Raw genomic sequence first — 21201 nt, forward strand, 5'->3', positions numbered from 1 at the left:
GACGTCATCGCTTCGCGGTGACCGCCACCTCGGTGCCGTCGCTGAGCGTCAGCGTTTTCGTGGTGCCGTTGACCGGCATCGTGAAACGCACGATCTGGCTCATGCTGACGTCATTCGGACACTTGAGCGTCTTGCCGCCGCTCGTCACGGTCTTCACGCCGCGCGGCGTCTGCGCCTGAAAACTCAGTTGCACGTTCGCGGTGCCGTCCTTCGACACGACCGGCGCAAAGCGGATCTGCGTCTGACGGATCATCGCGCCATTGGCGTCGAGCGGCAGCGACGAATAGTTCGGGCACGCGTCCGTGCCGGGGACCGGGCCGCCCGGCGGCACGGTCTTCCACGTGTAGTCGTCCGATTCGCCGGAGCGGATCGTGCGGGTTTCCTGGGAATTGCCGAACTGTTTCGACGTGACGCGAACGGTGTAACGGATGGGACCGTCGAGCGCGGCCTGGGAGGTCACCGTGATCGGCGTGGCTGCATGAGCAGCCGGCACGAGCGCGCAAGCGAGAGAAGCGACAACGGAAACGGCGGAGAGTTTGAAGCGAAAGCCCATACTGTCACCTCGTTGTTGTGCCGCTGCGCGCTTGCGTCCGCGCGACTGCCCGCGCACTGCCGGCTCGGGCCGGTTCGCACCGGCCGGCCTGGCCGCAAGACACGCAACCGTTTTAGCATGCTGCCCTGCCAGTCTAACGCCAAGCAACGCACTGCGCGTGTCCTGCCAGGTTGGGTGTTAACCCGCTTGCGGGAACGCGGTTTCTGCGCACCGGTTTCATCTCGAAACGTCCCGCGAACACATGACCGGCGCCCGGCGTCAACGGCCCCGCTCTACCCGCCATGGGACTAGAAACCCGTCAACACCAGCTTGCCGATCGCGCGGCCCTGCTCGAGCAACCGATGCGCGCGGCGCAGATTCTCCGCGTTGATCCTGCCGAAGTCCTGGCCGAGCGTGGTGCGCAACGTGCCCGCGTCGACGAGGCGCGCGACCTCGGTCAGCAGCTTGTGCTGTTCGATCATGTCGGGCGTGCCGAACATCGAGCGCGTGAACATGAACTCCCAATGAAACGCGGCGCTCTTCGCCTTCAGCAGTTCGACCGGCAACGGAGCGCTGTTTTCGACGATCGTGCAGATACCGCCCTGCGGTTTGACCAGTCGCGCCGCGGCCGGGAAGTTCCTGTCGGTGTCGTTGAAGATCAGCACGTAGTCGACCTGCTCGATGCCGATCTGCTTCAACTGCGCGGGCAAATCGCCGAAATGATTGACGACATGATCCGCGCCGAGCTCCTCGGCCCATTTCGCCGATTCGGGCCGCGACGCGGTCGCGATCACCTTCAGCTTCGCAAGCTGCTTCGCGAGCTGGATGCCGATCGAGCCGACGCCGCCCGCGCCGCCGAAAATCAGCACCGTGCAGCCTTCGTCCGCGCCCTGCGGCGACACGCGAAGGCGGTCGAACAGCGCTTCCCACGCGGTAATCGCGGTGAGCGGCAGCGCGGCCGCGTGCGTGAAATCGAGCGAAGCCGGCTTATGACCGACGATCCGCTCATCGACCAGATGAAACTCGCTGTTCGCGCCCGGCCGCGTGATGCTGCCCGCATAGAACACCGGATCGCCGACCTTGAACAGCGTGACGTCCGGCCCCACCGCGACGACCGTGCCGGCGGCATCCCAGCCGAGCACGCGCGGCGCTTTCTCGACCGTGTCCTTCGGCGCGCGCACCTTGGTATCGACCGGGTTCACGGAAATGGCTTCGACCTTCACCAGCAGATCGCGCCCGGTGGCTTCGGGTTTCGGGATCTCGACGTCGACGAGCGCTTCGGCGTGATCGATCGGCAGATAACGGTAGAGTCCGACGGCTTTCATGGCTGCTCCCTGTTCGTTCAATTGAGATCCGGCTGAGGTTCGGATGCGACTTCAGCGACACGAAAAATCGCCGGCCCGCGCGGCGTTCGTGTCGCGTCGTCCGCGCTCGCGGGCCATAGCATGAACGTCATCGTAGAAGGATGGCTATTCTTTTAAAACAGTCATAATGACTGAAACATTTGTTTGGTTTTCAGAATAATGGCCCTTCAGGATCCTGCCCGCCGCACATGGCCCAGCGAGCGCGAACGCCTCGATCTGCTCGACGTCGCGCTGTTCGTGCGCGCCGCGCTGCTCGCCAATGTGTCCGCGGCCGGGCGCGAGTTCGGTTTGTCGGCGGCGGTCGCGAGTTCGCGGATCGCGCAACTGGAAAAGCGGCTCGGCGCGCGGCTGTTGCATCGGACCACCCGCCGCATCAGCCTCACGCAGGACGGTGAAGTGTTCATGACACGCGCCGAGGCGCTGCTCGACGCGGCCGCCGCCGCGCGCGCGTCGGTCGGCCGCGCGCAAGCCGAACCGCAGGGCCGGCTGCGGGTGTCGATGTCGTCGTCGTTCGGGCGCCAGCATGTGTCGCCGGTGATCAGCGAGTTCCTGCGCCGCTACCCGGGTGTCAGCGTCGATCTGCGGCTGACCGATCAACTGGTCGATCTCGTCGATGCGGGCATCGACGTCGCGATTCGGGTCGGCGCGCTGAAAGATTCGTCGCTGGTCGCGCGGCGCCTCGCGGTGAACCGCCGCGTGCTGTGCGCGGCGCCCGCCTATCTCGCGGCGCACGGCACGCCGCATCATCCGTCGGATCTCGCGCGGCACGAGTGCATCATCCTGTCGGGTCAGCGCGACTGGCGCTTCGTGACGCCGGCTGGCGCACTCGACGTGCGCGTGAGCGGCCGGCTCGTCACCGACAACGGCGAGGTGATCCGCGACGCGCTGCTCGCCGGTTTCGGCATCGCGCTCAAATCGACGTGGGACGTGGCGCCCTACCTGCGCGACGGCGCACTGGTGAGCGTGCTCGACAGCTATCCGCTCGCCGACGACGTCGCGATCTGGGCGGTGTATCCGAGCCGCGCGTTCGTGCCGCCGAAGACGCTCGCGTTCATCGACTTTCTCGCCGCGCATTTCGGCGATCCGCCGTATTGGGATCGGGAGCCGGCTGAGCGGGATTAGCGGAATTAGCAGGCAGCCCCTGAGCGCCGCGCACGCGGTAGGCGTCGATCAGCGCTTGCCGCGCTTCGCTTCCGACTGCTTGCGATCCGAGTTGACGTCGGTGTGCGCATCGTTCTGCGTGCGCTGCTGATACTCGTCTCCGCCGCGGCGGTCGGTGTCCCGCAACCCGCGCTCGAGGTCCTGATGCGCCTGCCTGCCGACGTGGCGCGGATCGTCCTCGTGCTGCGACTCCGGATCCTGATCGGCTTCATGCGGCAGCGGCGCGGCGGCTTCCTGCAACGAGCGCGGCTTCTTTTCCGCGGTCGGATCGCCGTCTGACGATTGCGGCGAGGTCTTCATGGGATGCTCCTTCGTTGATTGAATTCGCTTGCTGAACCGGACGCACGCTCACCGCGCTTCGTCCAGACGTTTCTTCATCGCCGCCGTGATGCGCTGGCGCGTCTTCGCATAGTCCGCCCACGGATCGCCGCTAAGGCCGGCCAGGCGCTCGTGCACGTTGGCGATGTTCCATTGATCGCCGCCCGTGGTGTTCGCGACTTCATCCCACGCGAGCGGCATCGATACGCCGAGCCCCGGCCGCGCGCGCGTCGAGAAAGCGGCCACCGTGCTCGAGCCCCGGTTGTTGCGCAGATAGTCGATGAAAATCTTCTTCTTGCGGTTCTGCGCGCCCATCTTCGCGCTGAACTGCCGCGGCAGCGTCGCCGCCATGTGCTGCGCGACCGCCTGCGAGAAGTCTTTCACTTCGTCCCAACCGGCCTGCTTCGCGAGCGGCACGACCACGTGCAGCCCCTTGCCGCCGCTCGTCTTGCAGAACGACTGGAGACCCAGCTCGTCGAGCAGCGCGCGCGTCAGTTGCGCGGCCTCGATCATGCGCTCCCAGCCGAGCGACGCATCCGGGTCGAGGTCGAACACCATGCGGTCGGGCTTTTCGATATTCGACGCGAGCGCATTCCATGTATGAAATTCGACGGTGCCCATCTGCGCGGCGCCGATCAGCGCGGCGAGCGTTTCGACGGTGATCAGCGGCGGATGACCGGGATCGAGTCCCGGATGCTGCGTGACGTTCGGAATCGACAGCTTCTGGCTGTGCTTCTGGAAAAACAGCTCGCCGCCGATATCCTCGGGCGCGCGCACGAGTGCGAGCGGCCGGTCGCGCAGATGCGGCAGCATCCATTTAGCGACCGATTCGTAGTACCGCACCAGCTCGATCTTGCGCGTGCCGGTGCTGTTGTCGATCACGCGATCCGGGTGCGAGACGCGCACGCCGGCGACCTCGGTCTGCGCGCGCGAGCGCTTCGTGGTGGTTCGGGCGGGCGCGCCATCCGCGGCGGCGGTCTGTTGCGCGGCGCGTTGGCTCGCCGCGTTTTTCTTCGACACGCTTTGGCGCGGCGCGTCCCCGGATACGGTATCGGTTTGCTGTTGCACGTCGGCTCCTTGTCGGGCGGTTTCCCTGACGATCTGGCGCGCCGGTTTATCGTCGCGCAGGCTCACGAACGACGCCTGGCGCACGATGCCGTCGCTCGTCCATTCGGCGAAGTTGCACTCGGCGACGAGCGCCGGCTCGACCCAGTGCACCGGTGTGCGGCTGCGCTCGCGCGGCGCGCTTGCGAACGGCATGCGCCGGCTCGCGTGCGCGTCGAGTGCTTTTTTTACCGAGCGCAGCAACGCGGCGTCGAAGCCGGTGCCGACGCGCCCCGCGTATTGCAGCCGGCCCGCGCCGTCGTACACGCCGAGCAGCAGCGCGCCGAATGCCGCGCGGCTGCCGCTCGGCTCCGAATAGCCGCCGATCACGAACTCCTGACGGCGCCGGCACTTGAGCTTGATCCACGACGACGAGCGGCCCGACACATAGCCGCTGTCGCGCCGTTTGCCGATGATGCCTTCGAGCGCCATGTCGCAGGCGCTTTTCAGCAATTCGTCCGCGCCGAACGCGAAGTCGTTCGAGAAACGCAGCACGTGGTCGTCGACGCCTTCGAGCAGCGCGCGCAGGATCGCGCGGCGCTGTTCGAGCGGCACGCCGCGCAGGTCGTAGCCGTTCAGAAACGGAATGTCGAACAGATAGATCACGATGTCTTGCGGACGGTTCTCGTCGAACGCGTTTTGCAGCGCCTGGAAATCCGGCACGCCGCGTTCGTCGAGCACGACCGCTTCGCCGTCGAGCCACGCGCTTTGCACGTCGAGCCGAGCGAAGGCCTGCACCTGTTTGCTGAACTTCGCGGTCCAGTCGTTGCCGGCGCGCGTGAGCAGCCTGACCGCGCCGCTTCGGGTGCTTTTCGTGCTTCTCGCGCTTTTCGCCTGGGCTGCGTGGTCGATGCGCGTGAGCACCCGGTAGCCGTCGAACTTGATCTCGTAGAGCCAGTCGTCGCCGGGGGGCGCGGCGTTGACGAGCGTCGCCAGTTGCGGTTTGAAGGTCGCGGGCAAGCGGGCTTTGACGGCGCCTTCTATCGATGGCGATGCCGCGAGTTCGCGCAGCGATTGCGTGCTGCGGGTCGCGACGATGTCGGGGCGTTTGGGATCGGCGCGACGCGAGGAAGCGCCTTTTGCGACGGTTTTTGCACTGCTGCCGGTGGTTTCGTCGACGGCGAGTTTCATATCAGCGGCGAGTTTCGTCGACGCTTTGTGCGAGGTCTTGGCCGCCGTTTTAGCTGGTGCTTTATCTGTCGTTCTGCCTGCCGCGCTGCCGCGCGCTCCTTTCGCTCCCCTGCCCGTCGCTGCGCCGTCGCCGAGCACGCTGCCCGGGCGCTTTTGCAGCACGTCGTACTCGCTTGCGTCGCGCGCCGCTTCGTCGCGCTCCTTGATCAGCAGCCATTGCTCCTTGTCGCCGCTGCCGCGCATATGGCTGCGCACGAGCGTCCAGCCGCCGTGCAGCTTCTCGCCGTGCAGCCGGAACTTGAGCTTGCCGGCCGCATAGGCGCGCGCCGCTTCGGCCGCGCCGCCCACCGGCTCCCACGTGCCGCGGTCCCATACGATCACGGTGCCCGCGCCGTAATTGCCGGGCGGAATTTCGCCCTCGAACGAGCCGTATTCGACCGGATGATCTTCGACATGCACCGCGAGCCGTTTGACCGACGGATCGAGGCTCGGCCCCTTCGGCACCGCCCACGACAGCAGCGCGCCGTTCAGTTCGAGCCGGAAGTCGTAATGCAGACGCCGCGCGTCGTGCTCCTGGATCACGTACGAGAGCGTGTCGCGCGCCTCGCGTGCCGCGCTTTTCCGGCCGGCGCGCTTGCGGGCGGTCGCGCCGGCGGGTTCAGGCGTGTCGTCGAAGCGGCGCTTGCGATGATAGAGATCGAGTCGGTCGTTCATGGCAATGAGGTTCGTGCGATGTACGAATGACGTTGCTGTGTTGATGGCCGGTGACGGATGGGTATGAACTCCGGTTGCTTGCGCGCGTGGCCGCGCGTGGCGTTACCGTGTCGAGGAGCGGTGGCGGGTCCTGGCGCGGGCTCAGGCCGCCGCGCGTCGTTTGCGGGCGGTCGATGCAGTTTTGGGCGCGGCGCGGCCACTGCTGCCGCCATTGCCGCTGCGGCTGCGGGTTGGGCTCGCCGCACGCGATTTCCTGCGCGCCGGCGCGGCGGCCTGTTCGTCGGCGTCGGCGTCAGACTGCTCATCGTCCTCGTCGGCCGCGCGCTTGCGGCCCGCCGCCTGCTTGCCCTTGCCGCGGCCAAGGCTGCGCCTGAGCAGATCGGACAGGTCGAGAATGTCGGCGGACTTGCGCGACTCGCGTGGCGTTTCGACCTCGGTGATCTCCTCGGTCTTGCCCGCGCGAATCTTGCGCTCGACGAGCGCCATGATGTCGTCCCGAAACGTATCGTGATATTGCGCCGGGTTCCACGCGTCGCTCATGTCGTCGATGAGCTTCTTCGCCATGTCGAGTTCGCGTGCCGACACGCCGGCGGCTTTCATGCCGTCGGGCGGCAACTTGAATTCGTCGAGGCTGCGCACCTCGTCGGCCCAGCGCAAGGTGTTCAGCGCGAGCACGGGGCCGAGCGGAATCAGCGCGGCCAGATGCTGCTTGTTGTGCAGCACGACGTTCGCCACGCCGATCTTGCCCGATGCCTTCATCGCCTCGCGCAGCAGCGCATACACTTTCTCGCCCTTGCGGTCCGGGGTCAGGAAATACGGCGTGTCGAGATAAAGGAACGAGATGTCGGGGGCATCGACGAACGCGAGGATATCGACCGTCTGAGTCGACTCGGGATTCGCCGAACGGATTTCGTCGTCCGACAGCACGACGTACCGGTCCTTCTCGTACTCGAAGCCGCGCACGATGTTGTCACGGGTCACGTCCTTGCCGGTGCGCTTGTTGATCTGCTTGTAGCCGATCGGATCGATCGTGCGCCTGTCGAGCAGATTGAAGCCGATCTTCTCCGACTGCGTCGCCGGATACAACTGCACCGGGACGTGGACGAGCCCGAAACTGATTGCGCCCTTCCAGATCATGTGTGCCATCGCGCGCTCCCGTGGGCTTGAGATATCACGCGAAGCAGCAAGCGTGCCACGGGTCGGGTGCCGGGAAGCGGCGCGGAACCGGGCACACGGCGCGGCGCGGGGCGTCGCGCGCGGGTGGTGGGTGGCCCGGCGGCGAGCCGTCAGCGGACGGTAAGTCTTGCGATGAAGCGGCAAAAGATGCGGGTGGAAGATGCGGTGGACGTTCAAGGCTCCAGCACGACCGGTACTGCCGCAAACCCTCGAAACCGCACCCGGCCGCCGCGTGTCGGCTCACCATCGAGACGGTATGCCGGAAAGCGCTGCACGAACCGCCCGATCGCAATCCGCGCCTCCAGCCGCGCGAGCGACAGGCCCGCGCACTGATGAATCCCGAAGCCGAAGGCGAGATGCCGGTTCGGATCGCGGCGAATATCGAAGCGGTCCGGCTCCGCAAACTGCTCGGGGTCGCGATTGGCCGCGCCGATGCACAGGGTGACCGGCGTGCCGCGCGCCACCGCGACGCCGTCGATTTCGGTATCGACGGTGGTCATCCGGTTGCCGAGCTGGTTCGAGCTCTCGAAGCGCAGGCACTCCTCGACCGCCGTGCCGATCAGCGCCGGCTCGCGCAGCAGCGCATCGCGTTGCTCGGGCCATTCGGTCAGCGTGACGAGGCCGTTGCCAATCAGATTCGTGGTCGTCTCATGCCCGGCGTTCAGAATGAAAATGCAGTTTTGCAGCAGCTCCGCCTCCGACAACTGTTCGTCCGGCCCCTCGCCCTGAATCAGCCGCGTCAGCACGTCATGCTGCGGATCGCCCGGCTCGCGGCGGCGCCGCGCGACGAGGCCTCGCAGGTAATCGACGAATTCGCTGACCGCGCGATTGCCGCGTTCGAACTGCGCGTCGGTCAGCGACGGCTCGAGCGCGCCGAGTATCGCGAGCGACCAGTCGCGCAGCGGCGCGCGTTCGTCGTGCGGCACATCGAGCAGATTGCCGATGATCTCGACCGGAATCGCCGATGCGAATTCGCCGATCAGATCGATGCGCCCGCGCCGCGCGGCCGCTTCGAGCAGGCTGTCGACGAGCCGGATCAGCCCCGGCTCCATCGCCGCGATCGCGCGCGCGGTCAATGCGCCGGCAATCAGCTTGCGCACCCGCGTGTGGCGCGGCGGATCGTTGAAGACGAGGCTCGTCGTGTGATGCGCATAGAGCGGCGAGTCGCCGTATTTTGGGCGGAATTCGACGGTCTTGTCGGAGCTGAACGTCTTCGGATCGCGGTAGACCGCCTGTACGTCGCGAAAGCGCGTCAGAAAAAGCGAGCCGTCCGCCATGCGCTTGACCGGCTCGTATGTGCGCAGCGCGTGATAGACCGGGTATGGATCGGCATGGAACGCCGGGCTCAGATGACGCAGATCGAAATCGCGGGCAACAGAGGATGCGTCGTTGGCGGTCGCCGGGGTCATGCGTTGTCTCCTTTGGGCGTCTTGTTGCGCCTGGGTTGGTGCGGCTCGTGACGGTGTGGCGATGGATTGCGAGCGGTCGCGGCCTGGGTCTGTCTGTGTTGCCCGGTATTGCGGCGCTCCGCCAATACAAGGGCTGCGATGCATGATTCGATGCATCAGTATGAACCGCGCGTCGCCGGATTGCACGGCAGCCGCGGGACAGCCGCATGCGACGGCGCGGCCCGCGGAACCGATACAATAGCGGGATTTTCCGCGCGCACCGCGCGTTCCTTTCTTCCCGCGTCACCGGTCGTCCATGAACCTCGTCATTCAAAGCATCGCGCCCCTTTCCGCCGACCATCACAAAACGCTCGTCGCGCTCGCGCGCGGCTCGCAAGCCGCCGTCGTCGATGCGAACACGCTTCGCATTGCCGATGCGAACGTCGCGCAGCGTGCCGACGTCGAGGTGTATTGCCACACGCATCAGCTCGACTACGCATTTGTCGAAACCGGCCGCCGGTTGCGCGACTTCGGCCTCGTCGCGATGGACATGGATTCGACGCTGATCACGATCGAGTGCATCGACGAAATCGCCGACTTTTGCGGACTGAAAGCGGAAGTGGCGGCGATCACCGAAGCGTCGATGCGCGGCGAGATCAAGAACTTCAACGAGAGCCTGACGCGCCGCGTCGCGCTGCTGAAGGGGCTCGACGCCGGCGCGCTCGAACGCGTTTACGAAGAGCGGCTGCAACTGTCGCCGGGTGCCGAACGGATGCTCGCCGGCGCAAAACAGGCCGGCCTGAAAACACTGCTCGTGTCAGGCGGCTTCACGTTCTTCACCGAGAAACTGAAGGCGCGCCTCGGCCTCGATTTCACGCGCGCAAATACGCTTGAGATCGTGGACGGCAAGCTGACCGGCAATGTGATCGGCGAGATCGTCAACGCCGATGTGAAAGCGCGTACGCTGCGCGAGACCTGCGCGACGCTGGGCATTGAACCGTCTCGCGCGATTGCGATGGGCGATGGCTCGAACGACCTGAAAATGATGGCCGAAGCGGGACTGTCCGTCGCTTTCCGCGCGAAGCCGGTGGTGCGCGAAGCTGCGAGTGTGTCGTTCAACTACGTTGGACTGGATGGGTTGTTGCGGCTGTTTTGAGCCTGGCGAGCGGCGGCGTTATCTGTTGAAAATGCCGGGCAGAAACATCGCGAACATGCCGATGGATATCAACGTGCTGACGATCATTGCCCCCTTTAGTATGCGGTCGTGATTTTTTGGTGATCCCAAAGACAAAAGAAATTGCTTCATAAGTCCCTCCACAAGAGCGAACCAGTATAAAGGCTGCACTATCTTGAAAAACTAATTCACGTGAATGTGAAGAGCCGCGAATGAAGAGGCCACCAGACAGGTAATGAAAATCGATAGGCCTATCGACACACGCGAGAACGTTCCAACCGCAAATTCTGTCTGTATCTCACCGATAGCTGCGCCTGATTCGCCGTGCCGGACGTTAAGCAGACTTGTTGTAACGACGATGAAGCAGACGAACGCCAGTCCGCAGAATCCGACAATGCCAAACGCGAGCATCGACGCTTCCGGACCACCCTGTTCCAACGCCGTTACCGCTTCATAGATCGCCGCGGCACACAGCCCGATAGCGCACCAGAACAACTGCCCGTCTTTCACCGGATGCCGCAATCAACGTCTTTGCGACACGCCACCCATGCGCGGGTACAACGAGCGCAAGCGTGAAAACCGGACCCGCAATGGGCACACCGAGATTCAGCAACATCCAGAAAAAAGATTCATCGCAGGCCACCCCGCGCGGCAACCTGTAGTCGGAATGCGCACCATCGTAGCGTGGCAGGAAAGCTTCGACCATTCGACCAAATGGTTGGGTTGACTGCCTGAAGCCTGCCTGAATTCAGGCGATCAGCGAACAATAAAAATGCCCGCCGGGAACGTATCCGGGCGGGCTTCTCGAACGCAGCGGCGAATAAGACTGAAGCGCGTCAAGCCAGCGTCGCCAGACTCTGCTCGATATCCGCGCGCAAATCCGCCTCTTCCTCGAGCCCGATATAGAAACGCACCAGCGTGCCGCGATGCGGCCACTGCGCGGCGGTGCGCATCGACGCGACGTCGTACGGCATCGCGAGGCTATGCGCGCCGCCCCAGCTCCAGCCGAGCGAAAAGAGTTCGAGCGATTCGCAGAACGTGTCGATCTGCGCCGCGCTGTAACGCTCGTCGAACACGACCGAGAACAGCCCGCCCGCGCCCGTGAAGTCGCGCTTGAACACCTCATGCCCCGGACAGTCGGCGAACGCCGGATGCAGCACCGCCGCGATTTCCGGCCGGCTCTTCAGCCACATCGCGAGCGAGAACGCCGCGCGGTCGTGCTGCGCGAAGCGCAATTGCATGCTCGGCAGGCTGCGCAGGATCAGCGAGCAGTCGTCCGACGAAACCCCGATCCCCATGCGCATGCGCGCCGCCTTCAGCTTCAGATGCAGTTCGCGGTCGACCGTGATCGTCGCGCCCATCAGCACGTCGCCGCCGCCCGACTGATACTTGGTCAGCGCCTGCACCGAGATGTCGACGCCGTGGTCGAACGGCCGGAACGCAAGGCCCGCGGACCACGTGTTGTCGATCGCGGTGACGACGTTGCGCGCGCGCGCCGCGGCCGTGATGGCCGGCACGTCGGGCACTTCCATCGTCACCGAGCCGGGCGCCTCGAGCCAGATCAGCCGCGTGTTCGGCTGGATCATGGCGGCGATGCCCGCGCCGATCAGCGGATCGTAGTAGCGCACCGTGACGCCGAAATCGCGCGCGAGCCAGTCGCCGTGATCGCGATTCGGCGAGTACACGTTATCGGGAATCAACACGTCGTCGGCCGCCTTCACGAGGCCGAAGTACACATTCGAAATCGACGACAGCCCGGACGGTTGCAGCAACGCATGATTGCCGCCCTCGATCGCGGCGAGGCGCTGTGCGAGCGCGATGGAGGTCGGCGTCGCGTGCAGGCCGTAGCGCCATTGCGCATCGTTTTTCCAGTCGAGCGCGCGCATCGTCGCGAGATCGGGGAACACGACCGTCGAGGCTCGCGTAACCGGCGTCGAGAACGACTCGAAGCCCGGGGTGATCCGGTCCTCGGCACGCACGATGCGGGTTTGCAAACCGCCTTTGAGTTTGGATTGGGTCATGGTGAAGTTCGCTGAAAAACAGGAAGAAGCGTGATGGAAGCAGCGGCCGTGACGATTCGGTGAGTACGCTGCCTGTCCAACAAGCGCGAACAGGCCCGCACGGTTGTCCCGGTGGCGCGGCGCGAGCCGCCCATGCCGCGTGATTGGCGAAGCGCGCTCGACGCCCGCATCAGTCGCCGGTTTGCAGGTTGCTGACGCCGCCGACCGCATGACCGCCGGCAGCGGGCTCCGGTGCCGCGCCGTTCGCGGCGGGCGGCTGCGGGGCCGGAGCGGCCTTCGTCACGCCGGCCGCCGGCACCGCCTGCCCCGCCGCCAGGGGCTTCAGATCGAACGGCTGCGGATCGGAGTCGTCGACGTTCATCCGGTCGCCTGCCAGCGAGCCGTCCGCCGCGAACTTGCCGACCCAGTTGCCGGTGATATGGGTGCCGTCGTTCGATTCCTCGACTTCGAGCGTATCGTCGACGCGATCGCCGGCGATCAGGATTACCTCGCCGGTGTCGGTGTACTGATACTCGCCATGCACACCGGATGGGTCGTCGGTCTTGCGGCCAAGCCGCAGCACGATGGGACGCGTGCCGAGCGTGCCGGTGTAACGCGGGAATTTCGCGAATTCCGGGCTCGGTTTCAGCGGCAACTGGATCGGCGGCGGCGCCGCCAGCTCCTTGACCGCAGCGCTTTCCGCCCATGCCTGCGACGGCATCCACAGCGCCGCGCCGGCGCACAGCAGCGCGGCCGCGCCGGCCACCGCACGAGCATGCAGCCGCAAACCACGTGTTGCCGCGCGCGGTGCCGAACCCTTCATCGCTTTCGATTCCCGCATCCTTTCCATCCTTGTTGCCTGATTCCGCTTTATTCCCGCTCTGCATGCCTGCCCGATACCGGCACCCGGCATCAGATGCGCTCGAACACCGCCGCGATCCCCTGCCCGCCGCCGATGCACATCGTGACGAGCGCATAGCGTCCGCCGATGCGTTGCAATTCGTACAGCGCCTTGACCGTGATCAGTGCGCCGGTCGCACCGATCGGATGGCCGAGCGAAATACCCGAGCCGTTCGGATTGACCCGGGCCGGATCGAACCCGAGCTCCTTGCTGACCGCGCAGGCCTGCGCGGCGAACGCTTCGTTGGCCTCGATCACGTCGAGATCGGCGACCGTCAGGCCAGCCCGCTCGAGCGCCTTGCGGCTCGCCGGCACGGGCCCGATGCCCATGTATGCCGGATCGACGCCCGCATGCGCGTACGACACGAGCCGCGCGAGCGGCTTCACGCCGCGCCGCTCGGCGACGCCGCGTTCCATCAGCACGACCGCCGCGGCCGCGTCGTTGATGCCCGACGCGTTGCCGGCTGTCACCGTGCCGTTCTCCTTCACGAACACCGGCTTCAGTTTCGCGAAGTCTTCCGCCGATGCGTTCATCCGCGCGTGCTCGTCCGTGTCGAACACGACGTCGCCCTTCTTCGACGCAATCGTGATCGGCAGGATCTGCTCCTTGAAGTAGCCGCTCGTGATCGCATGGGCCGCGCGCCGGTGCGATTCGAGCGCGAGCGCATCCTGCGCGTCGCGCGAGATGTCGTACTTGCGCGCGACGTTCTCGGCGGTCACGCCCATATGGATCGACTGGAACGGATCGTTGAGCGCGCCGACCATCATGTCGACGAGCCGCGCATCGCCCATGCGCTGGCCGAAACGCGCGGCAGGCATCGAGTACGGCGCGCGGCTCATGTTTTCCGCGCCGCCGCCGATCGCGATATCGGCGTCGCCGAGCAGCACGCTTTGCGCGGCCGACACGATCGCCTGCAAGCCCGAGCCGCACAGCCGGTTCACGGTCAGCGCGGGCGTGTGCTGCGCGACGCCGCCGTTGATTGCCGCGACGCGCGCGAGATACATGTCCTTCGGTTCGGTATGCACGACATTGCCGAACACGACGTGACCGACTTCATCGCCCGACACGTTCGCGCGCGCAAGCACTTCGCGCACGACACGCGCGCCGAGATCGGTCGGCGCGAAGTCTTTCAGGCTGCCGCCGAACGTACCGATTGCGGTGCGCACACCGCTTACCACCACCACGTCTCGTTGCATCGCTCGCTCCTCTTCTGGTCTCTCTGAATGTCCTGCCGCGTCGCGTCTATCGAATCCCGCGCGTCATGCTCAGCCTGCCAGCACGCGCTCGACGGTCTCGCGCGACGGAATCGGCGCGACCGCGCCGTAACCTTGCGTCGACAACGCCGCGGCGACGTTCGCATAACGCGCCGCGGCAAACGGATCGTCGCCCGCGACGAGCCGCGCGATGAACGCGCCGCCGAAGCAGTCGCCCGCGCCGGTCGCATCGACCGCGTTGACGACGTGGCCCGACACGACGCGCCGCTCGTTCGGCGTCGCGATATACGAGCCGTCCTTGCCGAGCTTCAGCGCGACCACGCTCGGGCCGTGCGACAGCAGAAAATCGACGATCTCGTCGCGGCCGGTCAGCCCCGTGAGATCGGTCACGTCGTCCCAGCTCGGCAGACAGATGTCGGTCTGGCGGATCGCCTCGAGCATCACCGCGCGCGCCCGCGCGAGCGGCCACAGCTTCAGACGCAGATTGGTGTCGAAGCTCACGCGCGCGCCGTTCGCGCGCGCATGCGCGATCGCCTCGAGCGCGGCATCGCAGGCGCTCACGCTGATCGCGAGACTGATGCCGGACAGATGAATTACCTTCGCCGCCGCGAGTGCGTCGCGCGGCAGATCGGCAGGCGCATAGCGGCTCGCGGCCGAACCCGCGCGCAGATAGTCGAACGCGTGGCCGTTGGGACCGTGGGACACGAAATAGACGCCGGTCGACGCAAGCGGATCGATGCGCACGAACGACGTGTCGACCTGCTCGCGCTCCCACAGATCGATCAGCAGACGCCCGAAATGATCGGAGCCGACCGCCGACACGAAGCCGGTCTTCGCGCCCTGGCGCGCGGCCGCGATGCAGAAGTTCGACGTGTCGCCGCCGAAGCCTTGCAGATAGTTCGGCTGATCCTTCGCCGACTGGTTGAATTCGATCATCGCCTCGCCGAGCGCGAGGATCTCCGGTGCTGGATTTTCAGGCCGTGCGGCCGTGCTCTCCGTCATCGCTCAGACCTCGCCCCATAGATCGTGGCCGTCCGCGCCGCTGATTTTCACCGACACGAAATCACCCACCTTGTAGCGCTTCGACGCCTTCGTCGCCGGCGCGATATAGACGACGCCGTCGATCTCCGGCGCATCCGCCGCGGTACGGCCGATGCCGCCGTCGGCGTTGATCTCGTCGACCAGCACCTTCAGCGTCTTGCCGACCTTCTTCGCGATGCGTTTCGCCGATACCTGCTCGGCCACTTCCATGAAGCGCGCGCGACGCTCTTCACGGACTTCGTCGGGCAGCGCGCCGTCGAGTTCGTTGGCGCTCGCGCCTTCGACCGGCGAATACGCGAAGCAACCGACCCGGTCCAGCTCCGCCTCGCGGATGAAATCGAGCAGCGTCTCGAACTGCGCTTCGGTCTCGCCCGGAAAGCCGGCGATGAACGTGCTGCGGATCGTCAGATCCGGGCACATCTCGCGCCATGCCTTCACGCGCTCCATCACCTTCTCCGCGTTAGCCGGACGCTTCATGCGCTTGAGTACGTCCGGATGCGCATGCTGGAACGGCACATCGAGATACGGCAGCACGTGGCCCTTGTACGGACCTTCGGCCATCATCGGAATCACTTCATCGACGCTCGGGTACGGATACACGTAATGCAGACGCACCCACGCGCCATATTGCGCGGCGAGTTCGCCGAGCGCGCCGACCAGATCGGTCATGCGTGTCTTGACCGGCTTGCCGTTCCAGAAACCGGTGCGGTATTTGACGTCGACGCCATACGCGCTCGTGTCCTGCGAAATGACGAGCAGCTCCTTCACACCGGATTTGAACAGGTTCTCCGCTTCGAGCATCACTTCGGCGACCGGGCGCGACACGAGATCGCCGCGCATCGACGGGATGATGCAGAACGTGCAACGGTGATTGCAGCCTTCGGAAATTTTCAGATATGCATAGTGGCGCGGCGTGAGCTTCACGCCCGCGGCGGGTACCAGATCGACGAACGGATCGTGCGGCTTCGGCAGATGATTGTGCACCGCCTGCATCACCTCGCCGACCGCGTGTGGACCGGTCACGGCGAGCACCTTCGGATGTACTTCCTCGATCAGCCCCGAACCGCTCGCGCTCTTCTTCGCGCCGAGGCAACCGGTCACGATCACCTTGCCGTTCTCGTTGAGCGCTTCGCCGATCGCGTCGAGGCTTTCCTGCACGGCTTCGTCGATGAAGCCGCAGGTGTTGACGACCACGAGGTCCGCGCCGTCATAAGTGCCGGAGATTTCGTAACCTTCGGCGCGCAACTGCGTGATGATCTGTTCGGAGTCGACGAGGGCCTTCGGGCACCCGAGGGAAACCATGCCGATTCGCGGGCCCTGACCCGCCTTACTCTTTGATTCTGAAGGATTTTTCACTAAAACATCCGAATGTGGGGTGGAAACGGCACCCTGGGAAACAAAACCGTTGTTTGGCGGCATTTTACCCGTTCCAATCCATGCCAACCCCACGCGTCATCCCGTTAACCTCATCATAAAAAACGGCGCCTTCACGGCGCCGTTGTCAGGTTACAGATCGAGAAACATCCGAATGCCGAATCTGATCGCTTCCCTTTCTTCATTCGTAGCGCGCTCGCCATTGAACTTGAATTCGCGTGCTTTGAACGAGAGAGTCTGGATTTGATCGATGAGTGCCACGCCCGGCCGCGCAAGACTCGAAATCGGAACATTCGCCGGCCTGCCGCATCCGCGCCGCCCCACCACCCGCCAACGCCTGCCCGATCACCGCGAGGATTTCATCCGAGTCCTGCACGCGCCGGATCGCCGCGTGCAGTTCGGCGGCCTGCGGCCAGGTCCGCTGCAGATAGCTGAGCCACTTCTTCACGCGGCCGTGCTCGTGGCTCAACGTGCCGCGCGCCCGCAGCTTCTTCATATAGCCAATGATCGAAAACAGCACCTGCTGCCATTCCCCAGCCGATGGGGACGGATCCAGGAGGCCGCGGATTCGCTGCGCGAGGAACGGGTCCGACACGGCGCCGCGTCCGATCATCACGTCCGTGCAACCGCTGACCGCCCTGCACCGCTCCCAGTCGGCCACGCTCCAGACTTCGCCGTTCGCGATGACGGGCACGTCGACGGCGTCGTCGATGCGCGCGATCCATTCCCAGTGCGCGGGTGGCCGATAGCCGTCGTCGCGCGTGCGCGCATGCACGACGAGCGACGCCGCGCCGCCTTCCGCGAGCGCCTGCGCGCATTCGATCGCCCGTGACGTATCGGAGACACCGAGGCGCATTTTTGCCGTCACGGCGATATCGGCCGGCACCGCGGCGCGCACGGCGGTCACGATCCGGTTCAACTGCTTCGGCTCCTTGAGCAGCATCGCGCCACCGCCATGCTGATTGACGACTTTGGCGGGACAGCCGAAGTTCAGATCGATGCCGTACGGCGACAATGTGGCCGCATGCGCGGCATTACGCGCCATCCATTCCGGATCGCTGCCGAGCAACTGGATCACCATCGGCGTGCCACCCGCGGTCACGTTCTGGTGCAGGATTTCGGGCGCTTCACGCTCGTAGACGCGCGTGGGCAACAACGAACCCGTCACGCGGATGAATTCGGACACGCAGCCGTCGAAACCACCCGCGCTCGTCAATACGTCGCGCAATACGTAGTCCGCAAGCCCTTCCATGGGGGCGAGAAACAGCCGGCTCATGAGGAAATCTTGACGAAACGCGATTCAGTCGAGGCTGACCGCTGCGGCCTTCACAACGGAAGGCACTAACGACGGCGCTGACGCGATGCGGGAAACGATATGAAACATGAGACGGGTGTGGTGAAAAGCGGTGACGAGGGTGGTAGCGGCACGCTGTGGTGCGTACCGTATGCACGACGATTGTATCGTGCCGGCGGCCGCGCGCTCCCACAAGGAGCGGCATCTGCCCCGGTCAATCGCGAGTGATCGTCGGGCAACCGGCATGCCGGGAAACACCCCGCTGCCGCCCGACCCAGTCCCGATTCTTGCGCGATTACTTCGCGCCGTTACTTCTTCTCCGCTTCCGGATTGTCCTGCGGCGTAGCAGGCGTGTTGCTCGCATTCACCCCGCCGGCCGGCGTGAACGGGAAAGTGGCGAACATCGTTTTCGCCTGGTTCTGCATCTGCTCCTGCATCTGCACGAACATGTTCTTCGACTGCTCGATATAGCTGGTCATCATGCCCTGCATCATCGGGGCCTGCATGTTCATGAATTGCGACCAGACTTCGGGGTTCATCGCCTTGCCTTCATAGAGATTCTTCGACTGATCGGCGAGCTTCGCCTGAATGTCGATGAAGGCCTGGATGTTCTTTTCCAGGTAGGTGCCCATCATGCCCTGCATCGCATGACCGTAGAACCGGATGATCTGCGAGAGCATCGACGACGAGAACATCGGCAAGCCGCCGCTCTCCTCCTCGAGAATGATCTGCAACAGGATCGCGCGCGTCAGGTCCTCGTTGCTTTTGGCATCGATGACCTTGAAGTCCTCCTGATCCAGCACGAGTTGCTTTACATCAGTCAGCGTGATGTACGTGCTCGTCTCGGTATCGTAGAGCCGACGATTCGGATATTTCTTTATCAGTCGTTCGGCCGTTTTCTTTGTAGTAGTAGTCATGTAACGCCTTTAAGCTCGAGTTAAGCAAGCGCGGAAACGGCGTTCCGGCCGCGCAATTGGATCCTTGCGCGGCCGGAACGCCGGCGAAAACCATCTGAGCCGAAGCGCGCCGCCTTATGAGCAGCACACCGGGGGCTCAACCCATATGCAAACCGCCGTTCAGCGAAAAATCGGCGCCCGTCGAGAAGCCCGATTCGTCCGATGCGAGCCACGCGACGATCGAGCCGATTTCGTCCGGCCGACCGAGACGGCGCACCGGAATCGTCGCCACGATTTTTTCCAGCACGTCCGGGCGGATCGCCTTGACCATGTCGGTGCCGATATAGCCCGGCGACACCGTGTTGACCGTCACGCCCTTGGTCGCCACTTCCTGCGCGAGCGACATCGTGAAGCCGTGAATGCCGGCCTTCGCGGTCGAATAGTTGGTCTGACCGAACTGGCCCTTCTGGCCGTTCACCGACGAGATGTTGATCACACGACCCCAGCCGCGCTCGACCATGCCGTCGATCACCTGCTTGGTGACGTTGAACAGGCTGGTCAGGTTGGTGTCGATCACCGCCGTCCAGTCTTCGTGCGTCATCTTGCGGAACACGACGTCGCGCGTAATGCCGGCGTTGTTGACCAGCACGTCGATCTCGCCGACTTCGGCCTTGACCTTGTCGAACGCGGCCTTGGTCGACTCCCAGTCGCCGACGTTACCTTCGGACGCGACGAAGTCGTAGCCGAGCGCTTTCTGCTCGTCGAGCCACTTCACGCGGCGCGGCGAATTCGGCCCGCAACCGGCGATCACCTTGAAGCCCTCCTTGTGCAGACGCTGGCAGATGCTCGTGCCGATGCCACCCATGCCGCCTGTTACGTATGCAATTCGCTGTGTCATAAACCATACTCCGTTATCGTTTTCGAGGCGCCGACCGGCGGCCTCTTGCCTCTCTTGCCTCGCCTGACGCGGGTTCAGCAGTGCCGCCGCGCGACCGGACGGCAACGCACTGCCGGCGCGAGCCGGCCGCCACGGCACGCAGCCGTCCGGCGTGCCGCGCGACCAGACGGCCGCCGCCAGCCCAGCTACGTCAGTGAGCGCGCCGCGCGGCGCGGCATACCCCCCAGCTACCTTAAATGCGCTCGACCGCCAGCGCGACACCCATGCCGCCGCCGATGCACAGCGACGCCAGACCCTTCTTCGCATCGCGCTTCTGCATTTCGTGCAGCAGCGTGACGAGAATCCGGCAGCCGGACGCGCCGATCGGATGGCCGATCGCAATCGCGCCGCCGTTCACGTTGATCTTCGACGTGTCCCAGCCCATCTGCTTGTGCACCGCGAGCGCCTGCGCGGCGAACGCTTCGTTGATTTCCATCAGGTCGAGGTCGGCCGGCGTCCAGCCCGCGCGCTCGAGACAGCGGCGCGAGGCCGGCACCGGACCCATGCCCATCACCTTCGGATCGATGCCCGCATTCGCGTACGCCTTGATGCGCGCGAGCGGCGTGAGACCGAGCGCCTCGGCCTTCTTCAGCGACATCACGAGCACCGCGGCCGCGCCGTCGTTCAGGCCCGACGCGTTCGCCGCCGTGACCGTGCCTTCCTTCGAGAACGCCGGCTTCAGGCCCGCGAGCGATTCGGCCGTCACGCCGTGACGCACGAACTCGTCGGTCGCGAAGCGCAGCGGCTCGCCCTTGCGTTGCGGAATCTCCACCGGCACGATTTCATCGTTGAAACGGCCCGCCTTCTGCGCGGCTTCCGCCTTGTTCTGCGACAGCGCCGCGAATGCGTCCTGCTCCTGGCGCGTGATGCCGTATTCCTTCGCGACGTTTTCCGCCGTCACACCCATGTGGTACTGGTTGTACACGTCCCACAGGCCATCGACGATCATCGAGTCGACCAGCTTCGCATCACCCATGCGGAAGCCGTCGCGCGAGCCCGGCAGCACGTGCGGCGCGGCGCTCATGTTCTCCTGGCCGCCGGCGACGACGATGTCCGCGTCGCCCGCGATGATCGCGTTGGCCGCGAGCATCACGGCCTTCAGACCCGAGCCGCACACCTTGTTGATCGTCATGCCCGGCACCGACGACGGCAGACCGGCCTTGATCAGCGACTGACGCGCGGGGTTCTGACCGGAGCCCGCCGTCAGCACCTGGCCGAGAATCACCTCGCTCACCTGTTCCGGCTTCACGCCGGCACGTTCGAGGACAGCGCGCACTGCCACCGCGCCAAGTTCAGGAGCGGCAACCTTGGCCAGCGAACCACCAAATTTGCCCACTCCAGTACGAGCGGCCGATACGATCACAACATCAGTCATTTCCATATCCTCCGGGCACCTCGGCCAACTGCGCCGCAGCCCGTTACGTTAAAAAATTCCGTTGCCCTGGCGCGTTGGCTTGCGCCTTCCGTTGGCCTGCGCCTTCT

18 protein-coding genes are annotated in these 21201 nt (G+C 65.0%); 2 read left to right on the plus strand and 16 right to left on the minus strand.

What is annotated here, in order from left to right:
• Positions 1-4: 4 nt before the first annotated feature.
• Complete coding sequence (locus QM685_RS18980) at positions 5-553, minus strand: DUF6013 family protein (protein WP_415118107.1); 549 nt, start codon at positions 551-553, stop codon at positions 5-7.
• A gap of 287 nt (positions 554-840) precedes the next feature.
• A complete protein-coding gene (locus tag QM685_RS18985) occupies positions 841-1857 on the minus strand; it encodes a zinc-binding alcohol dehydrogenase family protein (RefSeq protein ID WP_415118108.1) in 1017 nt (338 codons plus the stop codon).
• 198 nt (positions 1858-2055) lie between these two features.
• Between QM685_RS18985 and QM685_RS18990 the strand changes: the two genes are divergently transcribed.
• Entirely contained in the window at positions 2056-3018 is a 963-nt protein-coding gene (locus tag QM685_RS18990; protein ID WP_415118109.1) for a LysR family transcriptional regulator, read from the plus strand.
• Positions 3019-3066: 48 nt separating this feature from the next.
• Here the strand turns inward: QM685_RS18990 and QM685_RS18995 are convergent, their stop codons facing one another.
• The 4 genes from QM685_RS18995 to QM685_RS19010 form a co-directional block, all read right to left on the minus strand.
• Positions 3067-3357: a hypothetical protein gene (locus tag QM685_RS18995; protein WP_415118110.1), complete on the minus strand. Its 291-nt coding sequence runs from the start codon at positions 3355-3357 to the stop codon at positions 3067-3069.
• 48 nt (positions 3358-3405) lie between these two features.
• Complete coding sequence (gene ligD, locus QM685_RS19000) at positions 3406-6324, minus strand: DNA ligase D (RefSeq protein ID WP_415118111.1); 2919 nt, start codon at positions 6322-6324, stop codon at positions 3406-3408.
• A 141-nt stretch (positions 6325-6465) separates the two neighbouring features.
• Positions 6466-7470 carry a Ku protein gene (locus QM685_RS19005; RefSeq protein ID WP_415118112.1) on the minus strand — a complete coding sequence of 335 codons (1005 nt, stop codon included), beginning with the start codon at positions 7468-7470 and terminating at the stop codon, positions 6466-6468.
• Between the two features lie 203 nt (positions 7471-7673).
• Positions 7674-8909 carry a cytochrome P450 gene (locus tag QM685_RS19010; RefSeq protein ID WP_415118113.1) on the minus strand — a complete coding sequence of 412 codons (1236 nt, stop codon included), beginning with the start codon at positions 8907-8909 and terminating at the stop codon, positions 7674-7676.
• Between the two features lie 295 nt (positions 8910-9204).
• Between QM685_RS19010 and serB the strand changes: the two genes are divergently transcribed.
• Positions 9205-10044 carry a phosphoserine phosphatase SerB gene (serB, locus tag QM685_RS19015; RefSeq protein WP_415118114.1) on the plus strand — a complete coding sequence of 280 codons (840 nt, stop codon included), beginning with the start codon at positions 9205-9207 and terminating at the stop codon, positions 10042-10044.
• Positions 10045-10245: 201 nt separating this feature from the next.
• Here the strand turns inward: serB and QM685_RS19020 are convergent, their stop codons facing one another.
• The 10 genes from QM685_RS19020 to QM685_RS19065 form a co-directional block, all read right to left on the minus strand.
• Positions 10246-10572: a hypothetical protein gene (locus tag QM685_RS19020; RefSeq protein ID WP_415118115.1), complete on the minus strand. Its 327-nt coding sequence runs from the start codon at positions 10570-10572 to the stop codon at positions 10246-10248.
• A gap of 326 nt (positions 10573-10898) precedes the next feature.
• Entirely contained in the window at positions 10899-12083 is a 1185-nt protein-coding gene (locus QM685_RS19025) for a cystathionine beta-lyase (RefSeq protein WP_415118116.1), read from the minus strand.
• 169 nt (positions 12084-12252) lie between these two features.
• Positions 12253-12903: a hypothetical protein gene (locus tag QM685_RS19030; protein ID WP_415118117.1), complete on the minus strand. Its 651-nt coding sequence runs from the start codon at positions 12901-12903 to the stop codon at positions 12253-12255.
• Between the two features lie 71 nt (positions 12904-12974).
• Positions 12975-14159 carry a beta-ketothiolase BktB gene (gene bktB, locus QM685_RS19035; RefSeq protein WP_415118119.1) on the minus strand — a complete coding sequence of 395 codons (1185 nt, stop codon included), beginning with the start codon at positions 14157-14159 and terminating at the stop codon, positions 12975-12977.
• 69 nt (positions 14160-14228) lie between these two features.
• Entirely contained in the window at positions 14229-15179 is a 951-nt protein-coding gene (locus tag QM685_RS19040; protein WP_415118120.1) for a sugar kinase, read from the minus strand.
• A gap of 3 nt (positions 15180-15182) precedes the next feature.
• Positions 15183-16520, minus strand: a complete 1338-nt coding sequence (gene rimO, locus QM685_RS19045) for a 30S ribosomal protein S12 methylthiotransferase RimO (RefSeq protein ID WP_415118121.1) — start codon at positions 16518-16520, stop codon at positions 15183-15185.
• Positions 16521-16773: 253 nt separating this feature from the next.
• Positions 16774-17868, minus strand: coding sequence for a tRNA dihydrouridine synthase (locus tag QM685_RS19050; protein ID WP_415118123.1), 1095 nt, complete (start codon positions 17866-17868; stop codon positions 16774-16776).
• Positions 17869-18194: 326 nt separating this feature from the next.
• Entirely contained in the window at positions 18195-18803 is a 609-nt protein-coding gene (gene phaR / locus QM685_RS19055; RefSeq protein WP_415118125.1) for a polyhydroxyalkanoate synthesis repressor PhaR, read from the minus strand.
• A gap of 136 nt (positions 18804-18939) precedes the next feature.
• Entirely contained in the window at positions 18940-19680 is a 741-nt protein-coding gene (locus QM685_RS19060; RefSeq protein WP_415118127.1) for a 3-ketoacyl-ACP reductase, read from the minus strand.
• A 232-nt stretch (positions 19681-19912) separates the two neighbouring features.
• The gene (locus QM685_RS19065) at positions 19913-21094 is read right to left on the minus strand and encodes an acetyl-CoA C-acetyltransferase (RefSeq protein ID WP_415118129.1); all 1182 of its coding nucleotides are present in this window, start codon (positions 21092-21094) and stop codon (positions 19913-19915) included.
• Positions 21095-21201 lie beyond the last annotated feature (107 nt).

This window comes from Paraburkholderia sp., assembly GCF_047605525.1.
GTDB lineage: Bacteria > Pseudomonadota > Gammaproteobacteria > Burkholderiales > Burkholderiaceae > Paraburkholderia.